Below are 14332 nucleotides of genomic sequence, written 5' to 3' on the forward strand. Positions count from 1 at the left end.
CGCACCCCTCCGGAGACCCGCGCCCTCGCGCCAGACCCGCGCTCACGTCACAGCACCGCGCTGGCACCACCACACACCGGGCAGGCCCGACCGGTGACGCGGGCGGCCCCGGGAGCTGCGTGCTCCCGGGGCCGTCGGACGTGCAGCGAGTCGGTCAGACCGCCCGGCGACGCGCACGCATCGCGACGAGGACTCCGCCGAGGAGGACCAGCAGGACCCCCGCGCCGATCGTGCCGAACGGCAGCTCAGTCCCGGTGGTCGCGAGCGCCCCACCCGACGCCGAACCGTCGACGCTCGTCCCGTCGGCCGCGACGATCCGCACCTCGGTCCAGCCGATGAGCGAGCCGTCCGCCGCGTAGACCGCGACCCGGTGGTCGCCCAGCGTCGCGTCGGCCGGGATGGTCGCCAGCAGGTCACCGGCGGCGTTCGTCGTGCCGGTGGCGATCCGCGCCGGCGTCGAGTACAGCCACACCTCGACGGCCGTGGTCGCGAAGCGGTCCTCGAGACCGACCGTCACGGTCTCGCCCCGCCGCACCGTGTCGGCGAGCGTGATCGCACCACGGTTGCCCTCGGTGAGGCTCGTCCCGGGCAGCGGCGTGACGCCACCGGTCGGCGGGGTCACGGGCGGCGTGGTCGTGCCGGGCAGCGACCCGAGACGCAGGGCCTCGGAGGCGTAGCCGTCGGCGAACCAGTACACGGGACGCTTGCCGTCGACCGACAGCGAGGCCGGCGCGGTCGCGAAGCCCTCGTTGTTGAGGTTGGGCAGGCCCGCCGGACGCTCGACCTGAGCGATCCCCGGCTGCTCGGTCCCGTTCAGCGTGATCTGTGCACCGGTACCCGCGCAGCCGTCGTCGCACACGGCCCACAGCACGCCGAGCGTCGTGTCGTAGTCGAGCGCCATGACCGCCGGGAGGCCCGGGTCGATCGTCGAGATCAGCGTGGCCGAGCCGTCGGCGTTCAGTGCGAACGCGTACACGTCGCCGGTGTCCTCGACGCCGACGAAGAACAGTCCGTCGCCGTGGCCAGCGTAATTCGCCGGGTCGTACGTCGCCTTCGTGTTGTCGTCGAAGAGCTTGCCGGCGAGGTCGCCGTCGGCCACCCACTCGACGGCCTCGACACCGAGGTTCGCGCCGACCGTCGGCAGCAGGGCCGTGAGGTCCCACTCCTGGGAGGCGACGACGTCGGGGCCGGGCGCGTTCGGGTCGACCTTGAGCACGGCGTTGAGCGTCGTGCCCTTCACGCTGTTGTCGCGCTCGACACCGACATAGACGGAACCTGCGCCGTCGACGGTGATGCCCTCGGTGTCGGGGCCGGCTGCGGAGGGGTTCGACGCGTCCTTCTGGAAGCGGGCGCGCTTGCCGTTCTCCCAACCGTCGACGAACGAGACGGAACCGTCGGCGGCGATCGCGAGCTTCCAGAACGAGCCGGTGCCGTTGTCGACCGCCCAGAGGAACGCGCCGTCGGCGGTGACCTGGGTGTCGAGTCCTGAGCTGTCCTCGAGGAACATCGGCGTGGTGTCGAGCACCGTCACATCGGGCGAACCGGGCCACGGACCGACCGGGATCTCACCGGCGCAGACGTTGGCCGTGCCCTTGGTGGCCTCGGCCGTCGCAGCGAAGGCGCCGGTCGCGTCGGGGCAGCGTCCCCAGGTGTTCGCCGGGTGTCCCTCGCCCCAAGTGGTCGAGTCGAGCAGTGCGTCACCCTCGAAGAGACGGACCGTGTCGCCGCCACCGAGACCGAAGCCGAGGGCTGCGCGCTCGATGACGAGGTAGCCGCCGGCCGCGATGCTCGTGCCGGTGGGGATGGCGTAGGCATGGGTGTCGTCGTCGTCCTTCACGACGATGCCGGAGACGTCGAGGGCGGCGGTCGTCGGGTTGACGAGCTCGATCCAGTCGTCGGGTGATCCGCCGTCGGACTCGACCTCGTTGATGCGCACCGGGTTGCCGCAGGCGTTGCGCAGGCCCTTGGTGGAGACGGCGGTGTCGACGAACTCGCCCGTGCCGTCGGGGCAGCGCGCGAAGACGCCGTCCGCGTGGGCCGCGTAGGTGTACTCGGCGACCGTCGCGCCGGCGGCGTTCCGCACGGTGGTGGTGTCGCCGTTGCCGAGCCCGAACGCGAAGTTCACATTCTGGTCGAAGACGAAGTAGGCGCCGGGCTCGAGGATCGTGCCCGCGGGCAGCGGGGTCGTGTCGGCAGCGTGGCCCACCGGGTCGTTGTCCATGAGCGTCCAGCCGGAGATGTCCAGCGCGGTCGCCTCGAGGTTGACGATCTCGACCCAGTCGGTCGCGTCGTTGTTCGACTCGACCTCGTTGATCGCGACGTTCGGGAGAACGCAGTCGTTCGCGGCACCCTTGGTGATGCGTGCAAGCGTGAAGTCGCCTTCACCGTCGGGGCAGCGGGCGAGCGTCGCGGCGATGAAGTCACCGTCGATGGCCGCGTGGCCACTCCACGTTCCCGAGCGGTCGATGAGCGTGCCGGTCGCGTCGAACAGGCGGATCTCGTCGGCGCTGCCGATGCCGATCGGGTCGCGGAACGCGCCCTGCGTCTCGGTGCCACCGACGAGCCCGATCGTCGACTCGTCGACCACGAGGAACTCACCGGGAGCGATCGACGTGCCGGGCAGGAACTGCCAGCGGTGGTCGTCTGAGTTGTCGCGGATCTCGTAGCGCGAGATGTCGAGGGCCGTCGTGCCGGGGTTGAAGAACTCGACCCAGTCGGATGGCTGCGAGTCGATCTCGTTGATGCGGATCTCACCGTCGGTCTCGGGAACCTCGGGTGCGGTGAAGACGTTCGCGGCGCCCTTCGTCGACTCGGTGGTCTCGGCCCAGCCGGCGCGGTCGGCGGTGACGCCGTAGGTGACCGGCGCGTGGGCGGTCCACGAGTACTCGTCGGCGATCGCGGCGGTCGGGTCGAACAGGCGGACCGAGTCGTCCTTGCCGAGACCGAAGCCGAACTGCGTGTCGTCGATGACGAGGAACGCGCCGGGCTCGACGACCGTGCCGGCCGGGAAGGCGTAGGGCTTGTCGTCCTTGTTGTCCTTCACGACCCAGCCGTCGAGCGTGACGGCGGTCGTCGCGGTGTTGGTGAACTCGATCCAGTCTGAGGCTTGGCCGTCGGAGGACTCGATCTCGTTGATCTGGAGCCCCGGCGCTGGGGCGGCGATGGCGGCGGCGGGCGTCGCGATGAGGGCGGTTGCGCCGATGGCGCACGCGGCGGTCATCGTCAACACACGGGTGAGGTGGGGCATGGGTCTCCAGGGCACGAAGGGACGGGGATCGTGTCCCATCCCATCGGCGCGGGGTGGCCGGGTGGAGGAGCGGCGGTGACCGGGAGGTGAACGGCGGGTGGCTTCCCAGGCGGGACGTGCCACGATCCAGCAGATCGGACGCAGCGACCAGGACTACGCTCACCCCATGACCGACGATGCGACCACCGACACCGCTCCACGCGCAGACCTCACCGGCTGGGTGCGGACCCCGTTCACCGGCGGCGGCGTCACGCACGACCGCTTCGAGAAGGGGTCGGGGCCGGGCGTCGTCCTCATCCCCGAGCTGCCCGGACTCACGCCCGAGGTCCTCGGGCTGGCGGAGCACCTCGTCGCTGAGGGCTTCACCGTCGCGATCCCGTCACCGTTCGGGACGCCCGGACACGAGGGGACCCTCGGCTACACGCTCGCGAGCGTCAGCAAGGTCTGCGTCTCCGCCGAGTTCAAGGCGTTCGCGACCGGCGCCCACCGACCCGTCGCCGACCACGTCCGGGCACTGGCCGCCGACCTCGCGGCCCGCACACCGGGTCCTGGTGTCGGCGTCATCGGCATGTGCTTCACCGGCGGTTTCGCGCTCGCAGCTGCCGTCGACGAGCACGTCCTCGCCTCCGTCATGAGCCAGCCGTCCACGCCGTTCCCTGTCAGCCGGGCCCGCCGCATCGACCCCGGGATGTCCGCCGCCGAGTTCGACGCCGTCGCAGCACGTGCGGCTCAGGGCTCGGTCTGCGCACTCGGCCTCCGCTTCAGCGAGGACCGAGCCGTCCCACGGGAGCGCTTCGCAACCATCGCAGCCAAGCTCGGCGACGCGTTCGAGGTCATCGAACTCGACTCCTCCCCCGGCAACGCAGCCGGCTTCGCGAAGACCGCCCACTCGGTCCTCACCGGCGAGGTCCGCGAGCGCGACGGCCACCCGGCGTTCGAAGCCCGCAAGCGCGTGGTCGCCTTCCTCCGCGAACGACTCGCGACACCGGCCACGCAGGCCTGATCTTCCCAGCCGCCCGCCGCGCTGCGATCATCGACTCCATGACCACGACACGACACGACCGCGCGACACCAAACCTGCCGTCGCGCAGCTTCGACGCGACGGAGACGTTCTACTCGGCGTTCGGCTTCGAGCGCGCGTTCCGAGACGAGGGCTGGTTGATCCTCGTCCGCGGTGGTCTGCAGCTCGAGTTCTTCCCGGCACCGGACCTCGACCCGGCATCGAGTAACTTCATGTGCTGTCTGCGCGTGGCCGACGTCGACGAGCTCTATGCCGCGATCCGACGTTCAGGAGTCGCCGAGGCGACCGTCGACGCGCCTCGCCTGCACCCGGTCCGGATGCAGGACTGGGGACTCCGGGCCGGATTCCTCATCGACCCGGACGGCACGCAACTCACCCTCATCGAGCAGCGCGACTGATCCGCGACAGCGCGACGCCCGCGGGTCGCTGCTCGGGACCGCCTAGAAGAAGGTGATCCCGTGCGGCGCGCGCGGCGTCTGGAGCATCGATCGCAGCAGGAGGGGCGCAGCATCGTCGGCCGCCTGCAGCACACCGGCTGCGGCGAGCGACACCGGGGAGACCGCGCCGAGCAGGAGCGAACCGAGGTCAGCGACGTCGAGCGCGAGGTCGGCGCCGGCAGCGTCGGTCTCGTCGCTCAGCTTCGTGGCGGTTCCACGACCACCGGTCACCTCGAGGCGGAAGGTGCCCGCCGCGTAGCCGAGTGCGTCGGTCACGGCGATCGTCAACGAGCCGTCGACCGCGAACGGACGTGACGCGAGGACGGCCGGGAGGTCGAGGACGCGCAGCCACACATGGTCCTCTTCGTGCTCGATGTCGTAGGCACGGTTGTCGCCGAGGGCCGAGACGATCGGGTCGTCGAGGCGCGCGCGGTTGTACTTCACGACGTCGTTGAGGTCGATGGAGAGCAGGAACTCCCACAGCGACAGGTAAGCCGCGTCGGTCGCGTAGACGAGGTCGATGATCTCGATACCGGTCTGTCCGCCGGGCTGTTCGACCATGCGCCACGTGACGTAGCCGTCGACCTCCTCGCCGTCGGCGGGACGGTGCACTGCGGCGCGGGTGTCCTTCGCCGGTTCACCGTCGCGACCCAGCGTGCCGAGGACCAGCGGCCACGACCCGGTGTTGCGGACCATGGACCCGATCGAACGCTCGCCGAAGCGGTCGAACACCTGACGCGCGACGCCATCGACCAGGTACTCGGGCGTGACGACCGACACGATGCCGCTCGTCGGCGCGAGGAACGGCAGTGCCTTCGCGCGCTTCACGACGACGTTGCGCTCACGGATCGCCGAGCCGAATCCGAAGCGACGGTAGATGGTGCCCTCGCTGGCGGTGAGGGCCGCGATCGCATAGCCGTCGGCGACGCCGCGCTCGAGAGCCTGCGTCATCATGCGGCGCAGGATGCCGCGGCGTCGTTCGGTCGGGCGGACCGTGACGTCGGAGATCGCCTGCGTGTTGATGCTGGTGCCGTCGCCCCAGCTGAGCGCCTTCGGGAACCAGGAGAAGGTGCCCGCGGGCCAGGTCTCGTCGACCGAACCGGGCTGCGGCTTGCGGACGTAGGCGCCGAGCAGCACCGCTTCGTCGGCGATGAGTTCGTTCACCTTGCGCTTGCGCGCCTCCGGCTTGGGGGTGGACTCGTGGAAGCCGAATCCGATGGCGTCGAGGGCCGCGAGGCTCTCCGGGGTCGGTTCACTGTCGGCCCCGTTCGCGAACGGGAACTCACGGAGCTCGTAACGGGCGTCGAAATCTCTGCTGTTGGCCACGACTCCAGCCTAACGACCTGCCCTGACAGCCCCACAGGTGTCGACTCGCCATCGCATCACGGCAGGGTGATCGACACTTCGACCGTGTACTCGTCGGCGGTCTGGCCGAGCACCCGCTGCCGGAGCTCGGTGGTCGGCATCGTGATGCCGCGCTCCGCGATCGCGTCGAACAGGGCGACCACCGCGGGGTGGGTCGATCCCTCCGGGAGCTCGACGCCCGGTTCGGATCGCCAGACCGCGGCGAGCTCGGTCCGCTCGGGCAGCACGTCGACCGTGGTCTCGTCACCACCCCACGTCGGTTCGAGCTGCGACGAGGTCGGCCAGCAGCAGACGATCTCGACCGCCCCCTGCTCGCCCGGACGGAGCGCGGTCCAGAACGTGCCCGTCGGGCCGACGCCGGCCTCCTGCAGGGCGACGTAGAGCTGCGAGAACTGCTCGTTCGCGTCGTCGTCCGTCACGGCGTCCTCGTCGCCGCGCGGCACGGTGAGCACCCGGCCGACGTAGGGCTGGGGAGGGAGCGCCCGTTCGACGATCTCGACCGGTGCCGCGAGCGACGCGACGACCGAGCGGGCCTGCGCGAACGCGTGGTCCTCCTGCTCCCGCTGCTCCAGGACCAGGCGGTGGTGCACGTCGATCGCGGTCGACGGGTCGGCGCCGGCGACGGAGACGCCCACCGCGGCGAGGGGCACGCCGGCATCGCGGAGGGCCTTCACGATCACGCCCGAACGCACCTGCTCCTCGCCGTAGCGGCGGTAGCCGGAGTCGGGATCGACGTCGGCCGGAACCAGGACGCCCTTCTCGTCGTAGTGGCGGAGCGCCTTCACGCTCAACCCGGTCATGCCTGCGAACTCTCCGATGTGCAACATGTTTCAAGCATCACGCCTCCCCCTACGGGAGAGTCAAATACGGAAGTTTTCTGGTGTTGGCGACGTCTCTGCGGGCGCCTTCCGCGAAGGAAACCTTCGTCAATGAACACCCTTGCTGAAGGTTAGGGAGCCAAACTTCACTAAGGAGGTCCCTTACTGAAGGTTAGGGAGCCAAACTTCAGTAACGAGGATCGTCGGTGAAGGATGCAGTCCTCCTCACCGCCGCTCGGCACGACAGGGAGCCTGCGTGACTGCCCGGGCCATCCAAGGAGCGCCCCAACTCTCCGGACGCACGACTTCGGTAGCCTTCACGGGTGAACCTCGACCCGACCGCCATCATCATCGCCTACAGCGCCGCCTGGCTGCTCGGCTTCATCCTGTTCGTGCTGCTGTGGATCTTCATCATCCGGACCGCGGTCCTGTCCGCGCTTCGGAAGCACCACGCAGAGACACAGGCCGAGCGCCGAGCCGCCGCAGGACGCGTCCTGCCGCAGTAGAGGCCGCGCAACCGATGCCACTTCCCCACGACACGGAGCACCTCCGGTTCCGGCGCATGACGCCGGCGGACCTCGACGACATGGCGAAGCTCCTCGGCGACCCTGCGGTCATGCAGTTCTACCCGTCACCGAAGACCCGCGAGCAGGCCGCGGCGTGGATCGCCTGGAACGAGGACAACGACGCCCAGTACGGCCTCGGACTGTGGATCATCGAGACCCACGACGGCGAATTCGTCGGTGACTGCGGCCTGACGTGGCAGCGGGTCAACGGCGAGCTGAAGCTCGAGGTCGGGTACCACGTGAGCCCCGCCTGGCAGGGTCGAGGGTTCGCGACCGAGGCCGCCGCCGCCAGTCGGGACTTCGCCCAGGAGCACACGGACTCGTCAGAGCTCGTCGCGATCGTTCACCCCGACAACCGGGCTTCGTCACGCGTGGCGGAGAAGATCGGCATGCGACGGGTGGCCGACGACCTCGGGGCAGACGGGTCGGTGCGGCACGTGCTGAGCATGCGACTTCGATCGACGGCCGCCCTCAGCGACGCCGATCACCTCGCTGAGTAACCGCCGCACCTACCCCCGCGCCGCTACAAACGCCGCGACGCAGTCCTCGATGTCCTGCTCACTGTGCGCGGCACTGATCTGCACGCGGATGCGAGCCTCTCCGCGGGGCACCACCGGGAAGCTGAACGGGATCACGTAGATGCCCTGCTCCAGCATCCGCGCCGCGACCTGCACCGCCTGCTGTTCGTCGTCGAACATCACCGGGATGATCGGATGCGAGCCTTCCAGCAGATGGAAGCCCTCCTCAGTCATGCGGGCACGGAACAGGTCCGCCTTGCGGAACAGTCCCTCGCGCAGCTCGTCACCCTCCGCCGCGAGCTCGACGGCCCGACGCGCTCCGGCGACGAGCGACGGCGCCAGGCTGTTCGAGAACAGGTACGGCCGGCCCGACTGCCGCAGCACGTCGACGATCTCCTGCTTCGCGCTCACGTATCCGCCCGACGCACCGCCGAGCGCCTTGCCGAGGGTGCCGGTGAGGATGTCGACGCGGTCCTGCACCCCGAACAGCTCGGGCGTCCCGCGACCACCCGGGCCGACGAAGCCGACGGCGTGCGAGTCGTCGACGAGGACGAGCGCGCCGTAGCGATCGGCGAGGTCGCAGATCTCGTCCAAGGGTGCGTAGAAACCGTCCATCGAGAACACGCCATCGGTGACGATCACGGTGCGACGCGCGTCGGCGGCGTTCATGAGCTGCTGCTCGAGGTCGGCCATGTTGCGGTTGCGGTAGCGCAGGCGGCGGGCCTTGCTCAGACGGATGCCGTCGATGAGCGACGCATGGTTGAGTGCATCGGAGATGACCGCGTCGTGCCCGCCGAACAGCGCCCCGAAGACCGCTCCGTTCGCGTCGAAGCAGGAGGAGAACAGGATGGTGTCCTCCGTGCCGAGGAAGGCGCTCAGCTCCTGCTCGAGGTCGCGGTGGATCTGCTGGGTGCCGCAGATGAAGCGGACGCTCGCGAGCCCGTAGCCCCACTCGTCGAGCGCCAGCTTGGCGGCGTCGACGATCGAGGGCTCGTTGGCGAGGCCGAGGTAGTTGTTGGCGCAGAAGTTCCGCACCTCCCGACCGTCGATCGTCACGTGACTGCCCTGGCGGGACGTGATCGCGAACTCGCGCTTCGTGAGGTCGTCCGCCTCGATGCGGTCGAGCTGGTCGCGCAGCTGCGTCTTGATGGTGCCGTACATGTCGTCTCCTCGGGGTCGAGCGGGCGGTTGAGCTGAGGTGGCGGTCGCTCAGGCCGCCGTCGCGGCGGTCGCGGCGACCGGTGCCTGTTCGGCGATGACGCCGGTGATGACGACGTCGCGGGTGTCGGTCCAGTCGATGAGCACCTTGCCCGCCGCTCCCCCGCGCGCAGTGTCGAACGCGTCCTGCCAGGAGGCCAGCGGGAAGCGGGCGGTCACGAGCGATTCGAGGGCGTTGCGGAGTTCGGGGCTGTGATCGACCATGGCGCTCGCGTGGTGCCAGGTGTCGAACATCTCGCGGCCGTAGATGCCCTTGATGGTGATCATGCGGGTGATGACCTTGGTCCAGTCGATCTCGATGTTGGTCGAGGGCAGACCGAGGAGCGCGACCTTGCCACCGGTGTTGAGGTTCTCGATGAGCTCACTCGCCGCGGCGGCCTGTCCGGACATCTCGAGGCCGATGTCGAAACCCTCGAGCATGCCGAGCTCGGCCTGGGCGTCGGCGACCCGTTCCTTCGAGACGTCGACCACGCGGTCGGCGCCGACGGCGAGCGCCTTTTGGAGGCGGTCGGCGACGACGTCGGTCGCGACGATGTTGCGCGCCCCGGCGACGCGGCAGACGGCGATGGCCATGAGGCCGATGGGTCCGCAGCCGGTGATGAGGACGTCTTCGCCGAGGATCGGGAAGCTGAGCGCCGTGTGGACGGCGTTGCCGAGGGGGTCGAAGAGGGCGCCGAGGTCGGGGGTGACCTGGTCGCCGTGAACCCAGACGTTCGTGGCCGGCAGGACGACGTACTCGGCGAAGGCGCCGTCGAGGTTGACGCCGAGGCCGCGGGTGTGGCGGCAGAGGTGGCGGCGGCCGGAGCGGCAGTTGCGGCACGTGCCGCAGACGAGGTGCCCCTCACCGGAGACCGCTGCGCCGATGGGGATCCCCTCGACGCGGCTGCCGACCTCGACGACCTCACCGGAGAACTCGTGGCCGGGGACGAGCGGGGCGTCGACCGCGCCGGCCGCCCACGGGTCCCACGACTCGATGTGGAGGTCGGTGCCGCAGATACCGGTGCGGTGGACGCGGATCAGGACGTCGTCGGAGCCCATGGCCGGCATCGCGCGCTCGACGAGTTCGAAACCGGCGGTGTCGGGTCGTTTCCAGAGGGCGAGCAACGGCGTTCCTTCCTGCGGGAGCGGCGGCGGCCGGTGGGGCCGGCTGTCGCGGACGGGCGTCGTTGCGCTGTCCTGGTGACCAACGTAGTCAGATCGATCCGTCATGAATATTGAGGGTTTCCACGTCACCAGTTAGCTTGAGCTGATGAATCTCTCTCAGATGCGGATCATGCGCGAACTGGCCGAACGCGGCACGATCGCGGCGGTCGCGCGGCACCTGCATGTGACGGCGCCAGCGATCTCGCAGCAGCTGGCCGCGTTGCACCGCGAGCTCGGTGTCGCGCTGACGTATCGGGTGGGGCGGGAGATCCGTCTGACCGAAGCAGGCACGGCGCTGGCCGAGATGGCGGGGACGGTGCACACGCTGATCGACCGTGCGGCCGAGACGGTGCGCGAGTACGGCGGCGACACCGGCGCGCGGGTGCGGGTGGCGGCGTTCCAGAGTGCCGGACAGGCGTTGTTGCCGGGTTTGCTGGAGGACGCTGAGGGTGGACCGTCGCTGGTGTTCGGCGAGCATGATGTCGCGCAACCGGAGTTCGCCGAGCTCGTCGATCAGTACGACCTCGTCATCGCGCACCGGATGGACCATGACGAGCCGTGGCCGTCGGAGCAGCTGTCGGTGACGACGCTGTTGAGCGAGCCGTTCGATGTGGCGATGTCGGTGGACCATCCGCTCGCGGGCCGGTCGTCGGTGTCGGCGGTCGAACTCGCGGACGAGTCGTGGATCGCAGCCCACGCGGGCTTCGCGCCGGATGTCGCGCTCGGGGTGGTCGAGGCGACGGCTGGGGTGCGGTTCCATCGGGCGCATCGGGTGAACGACTACCACCTGGCGGCGTCGCTCATCGTGGGCGGGGAGCTGCTGGCGTTGTTCCCGAGGTACACGGCGCCGCGGGCCGACCCGCGACTGGTGTTGGTGCCGCTCGAGGACGTTCGGATCGCCCGCAACATCGACGTGCTCGCGCGGCCTCATGCACTGGCGCGAGTCGCGGTGGCGGGGACGCTGGAGCGACTACAGGACGGAGCTGATGCGCTGCAGCGGGAGCGTCCGTCGGCGCCGGCCGGTCCCGGGCTGCATCACGTCGAGGTGTGGCTCGCGGACGTGGAGGCGGAGCGGGCGGGCTGGGCCTGGCTGCTGTCGCGCGTCGGGTTCTCCCAGGAGAGCGAGTGGCCGGGCGGCGAGTCCTGGGAGGCCGGCGACACCTACGTCACGCTGACGGCGTCGCCGAACCTCAGCGCGGAGTCGCACGATCGGCGACGTCCGGGCGTGAACCATCTCGCGTTCCGCGGCGGCACGCGGGAGGCTGTCGACGCGATCATGACGGCGGGCCCCGAGCATGGCTGGCGGCCGCTGTATCAGGATCGCTATCCGCACGCCGGTGGCGAGCAGCACTACGCGGGCTGGCTCGAGAACGAGGCGGGCTTCAAGGTCGAGGTGGTCGCGGATCCCGCAGTCGACGCTCTGCACAGCCTCAATGCCGCCGTCCCACCATCAGCGCCTGAATGCTAGGCTTCACTCACCACATCCCCCACGCCTCTCGTTGAAGCGCACTTGGGGGATTTTTTTGTTCACTCGGGAGGACCATCGTTGCCTCGACCACCTCGACCCCGCGGCACCCTTCGCTATGAGAAGGAGGCGGCGCTCGTGAGTCGACTCGAAGAGCGCGGTCTGACGATCGCTGACCGAGACCGAACTCGTCGGTACCTCAGACACATCGGCTATTTCCGGCTATCTCCATGCACGATTCCATTCCGGAGTCCAGGGACAGACCATCTGTTCCGCGACGGAACCTCGTTCGACGACGTGCTCGACCTCTATGTGTTCGACCGGGCTCTTCGCTTGCTCGTGATGGATGCGTTGGAGCGTGTCGAAGTCGCCGTGCGGGCTGCGGTCACCGACCACATGTCGACGGCATACGGAGATGCCCATTGGTACATGAATGCCGAGCACTTCCGCGACGTCCGAATGCACGCCGGGCTGCTGCAGATCGTTCGAAAGTCATGCGACGAACGGCTACGAGGTGCGCCCGATGCGGGCGAAGACGCGTTGGTCCACCGGTCCGCTCTGGAGCACTATCTGACCACGTACGACGAACCGGAAGTTCCGCCATCCTGGCTGATGCTTGAAGCACTGACAATCGGCCAGCTGGACAGTCTTGTCGGCAACTTGAAGCGTCGCTCGGACAGAAGCGCCATCGCTGCGAGCATTGGACTCAATGAACGAGTGTTGACATCGTGGCTGCGAAGCTACGTCCGCGTACGGAACATCTGTGCGCACCATGGACGCCTCTGGAACGTCGGTCTGGGCGTGTACCCGGCAATTCCAACATCACAGACAGTGTCCTGGCTGGAGGCTCCCGGCGCTCTTCCTCGTCGGTCCGAGAAGCGTCTCTATCCCGTGCTCATCTCGCTGCAGTCCGTTCTGAACACCATCTCGCCTCACAGCGGATGGTCGCGTCGTTTGCACAACCTCCTCGTCACCAGGCCGCTGATGAACCTCACAGGGATGGGGGTACCCGCGAGTTGGGCCGATGATGGATTCTGGGCCAGACATCTCGAGTGACAACGCCAAGGTGAGAGGTGAGAGCGTCCCCCAGGCCGGCTCGACAACACGACGGGTGGCGTCGAACTCAGAGTCGATCGCTCGAACGTGCTCATGCCCCAGGCTTTGTCGGGCACGGTCGACCGCCGCGGATCCTGGTCTCAACGGTTCGCGGGATGACGAGGTCTGAGCATCACTACCCGCGTCTCGACGCTGACGATCGCGATGATGACCAGGCCGACGCAGCCGAGCCCGGCGATGGTGTTGCCGCTGAGCAGAAAGATTCCGCCGAGCCCGAGGCAGACGAGCAGGAGATCGTTGAAGCTGCCGGCCCGGGCGGTGACCGATAGGTCACGCTCAAGACCAGCCGACTCGTCGACCCGACCCTTCGCGAGGAGACGATCCCGGAGCATGTTGAATCCCAGGCCCGACGACATGACGATCACCGCGTAGGCAGCGGTCACCATCGGCAGCGGGACCTCCTGCCAGAGAATCGACTGGACGAGCCACACGAGCACGATGGCGGCTGCCACGGCGGCCGTGAAGATGTACCAGGGCTTCCCCATCAGGCTCCTCCCTCGCTGCGGTCGGCCGATGCCGAACATCTCATCGACGCTAGGCGCAGGGTGAAGTGACGTCAATGCACTGGTGACATAAGCCACACGCGTGGTCCGTGAGACCAGCTACTCCGCCGCTGATCGCGCGCCTCATGACGGTGCGGCGCAGGGTCAGCTCGCGAGGACGCCAACGCCAGCGGGTCCGCTCAGAGTCGGTGGTCGGTCGCCCTCGTCACCGCTTGCCGAGATAGATCTCACTGGCACAGAGCGCAGCGACCTCTGGAAAGGTGAGGCCCGATTCGGAGGAAGCGAGCTCTGGCACGCACAACATGACGTCCATCGGCTCGATACCGAGCTTGTCGGTGACAGCGAGGACCGAGCTCCAGGCTCTGGAGAAGTTGTCGGTCGTGACCGGCGTACCGGTCGCGACCAGCGCCGCGGCAGTCGCCTGCTGCACTCGTTCGTAGGAGTACGAGCCGCCAACCGCCTCGCGTGCTTGTTCTATCGGATCATCCGCAGTCCGCAGCGAAGGAGCGTCAGCTGGCGACGACTGCACCGACGATTGCCTGTCCGACTGGACGGCTGCTGGAGGACGCGATCCGCCGACGACAACGCTGACGACGACGATCGCACCGATCGCCGCGATGATCGAGCACGCGATCAGCAACTGTCCCGCAGTCGTTCGTGTGAACTTCAGCGGCGCGGGTGGGTCTCCCCCGGGATCCGTTTCGGGTAGCGCTTCAGCCATGCGGAGGTCACTCTCCATCGGGTCAAGTCGGAGTGGTCGATGCTGGCCGGGAGATGCCGGGCTCGTCGATCCACCTTCCGCTACCCTCCCACAACTCGGGCGCGTGACCCATTCTGGGACTGATGACCCCCGCCCCTCCCCCGCCAGACTGTGCTTGGCCCGGTTCGCGGGTCCGTCACCTGCTCCGTCGATCG

General features: G+C 68.7%; 13 protein-coding genes and 1 pseudogene. 7 read left to right on the top strand and 7 right to left on the bottom strand.

What is annotated here, in order from left to right; all coding sequences use genetic code 11:
- Positions 1-154: 154 nt before the first annotated feature.
- Positions 155-3247, bottom strand: a complete 3093-nt coding sequence (locus GV015_RS00660; RefSeq protein ID WP_159875861.1) for a lamin tail domain-containing protein — start codon at positions 3245-3247, stop codon at positions 155-157.
- A gap of 166 nt (positions 3248-3413) precedes the next feature.
- On the opposite strand from GV015_RS00660, the gene GV015_RS00665 reads away from it, so the two are divergent.
- Positions 3414-4250 (top strand): dienelactone hydrolase family protein, encoded by an 837-nt coding sequence (locus tag GV015_RS00665; RefSeq protein ID WP_159875863.1) that lies wholly within the window; start codon positions 3414-3416, stop codon positions 4248-4250.
- Positions 4251-4288: 38 nt separating this feature from the next.
- Positions 4289-4666 (top strand): bleomycin resistance protein, encoded by a 378-nt coding sequence (locus GV015_RS00670; protein ID WP_159875865.1) that lies wholly within the window; start codon positions 4289-4291, stop codon positions 4664-4666.
- Between the two features lie 42 nt (positions 4667-4708).
- On the opposite strand, the gene GV015_RS00675 is transcribed toward GV015_RS00670, so the two are convergent.
- Together GV015_RS00675 and GV015_RS00680 are read right to left on the bottom strand one after the other, a co-directional pair.
- Positions 4709-6031, bottom strand: a complete 1323-nt coding sequence (locus GV015_RS00675; protein WP_159875867.1) for a GNAT family N-acetyltransferase — start codon at positions 6029-6031, stop codon at positions 4709-4711.
- A 56-nt stretch (positions 6032-6087) separates the two neighbouring features.
- Positions 6088-6897: a MerR family DNA-binding transcriptional regulator gene (locus tag GV015_RS00680; RefSeq protein ID WP_159875869.1), complete on the bottom strand. Its 810-nt coding sequence runs from the start codon at positions 6895-6897 to the stop codon at positions 6088-6090.
- A gap of 314 nt (positions 6898-7211) precedes the next feature.
- Here GV015_RS00680 and GV015_RS00685 point away from each other — a divergent pair, with 314 nt between their 5' ends.
- Entirely contained in the window at positions 7212-7394 is a 183-nt protein-coding gene (locus GV015_RS00685; protein WP_159875871.1) for a hypothetical protein, read from the top strand.
- A gap of 14 nt (positions 7395-7408) precedes the next feature.
- Positions 7409-7954 carry a GNAT family N-acetyltransferase gene (locus GV015_RS00690; RefSeq protein ID WP_159875873.1) on the top strand — a complete coding sequence of 182 codons (546 nt, stop codon included), beginning with the start codon at positions 7409-7411 and terminating at the stop codon, positions 7952-7954.
- 9 nt (positions 7955-7963) lie between these two features.
- Here GV015_RS00690 and GV015_RS00695 read toward each other — a convergent pair whose 3' ends face one another.
- Together GV015_RS00695 and tdh are read right to left on the bottom strand one after the other, a co-directional pair.
- On the bottom strand, positions 7964-9133 hold the full coding sequence (locus tag GV015_RS00695) for a glycine C-acetyltransferase (RefSeq protein ID WP_159875875.1): 1170 nt from the start codon (positions 9131-9133) through the stop codon (positions 7964-7966).
- A gap of 48 nt (positions 9134-9181) precedes the next feature.
- Entirely contained in the window at positions 9182-10294 is a 1113-nt protein-coding gene (gene tdh, locus GV015_RS00700; protein ID WP_159879978.1) for an L-threonine 3-dehydrogenase, read from the bottom strand.
- A gap of 160 nt (positions 10295-10454) precedes the next feature.
- Between tdh and GV015_RS19075 the strand changes: the two are divergent.
- The 3 genes and pseudogenes from GV015_RS19075 to GV015_RS00710 all read left to right on the top strand — a co-directional run.
- Positions 10455-11300, top strand: a pseudogene (locus tag GV015_RS19075) (LysR family transcriptional regulator); the annotation flags it as partial.
- 24 nt (positions 11301-11324) lie between these two features.
- A complete protein-coding gene (locus GV015_RS19080) occupies positions 11325-11801 on the top strand; it encodes a VOC family protein (RefSeq protein ID WP_236555548.1) in 477 nt (158 codons plus the stop codon).
- A 135-nt stretch (positions 11802-11936) separates the two neighbouring features.
- The gene (locus tag GV015_RS00710; protein WP_236555268.1) at positions 11937-12854 is read left to right on the top strand and encodes an Abi family protein; all 918 of its coding nucleotides are present in this window, start codon (positions 11937-11939) and stop codon (positions 12852-12854) included.
- Between the two features lie 140 nt (positions 12855-12994).
- Here GV015_RS00710 and GV015_RS00715 read toward each other — a convergent pair whose 3' ends face one another.
- Complete coding sequence (locus GV015_RS00715) at positions 12995-13438, bottom strand: hypothetical protein (RefSeq protein ID WP_159875879.1); 444 nt, start codon at positions 13436-13438, stop codon at positions 12995-12997.
- A 184-nt stretch (positions 13439-13622) separates the two neighbouring features.
- Positions 13623-14156 carry a hypothetical protein gene (locus tag GV015_RS00720; protein WP_236555269.1) on the bottom strand — a complete coding sequence of 178 codons (534 nt, stop codon included), beginning with the start codon at positions 14154-14156 and terminating at the stop codon, positions 13623-13625.
- Positions 14157-14332: the final 176 nt, after the last annotated feature.

This window comes from Plantibacter sp. T3 (assembly GCF_902506515.1).
GTDB classification, from domain to species: Bacteria; Actinomycetota; Actinomycetes; order Actinomycetales; family Microbacteriaceae; genus Plantibacter; species Plantibacter auratus.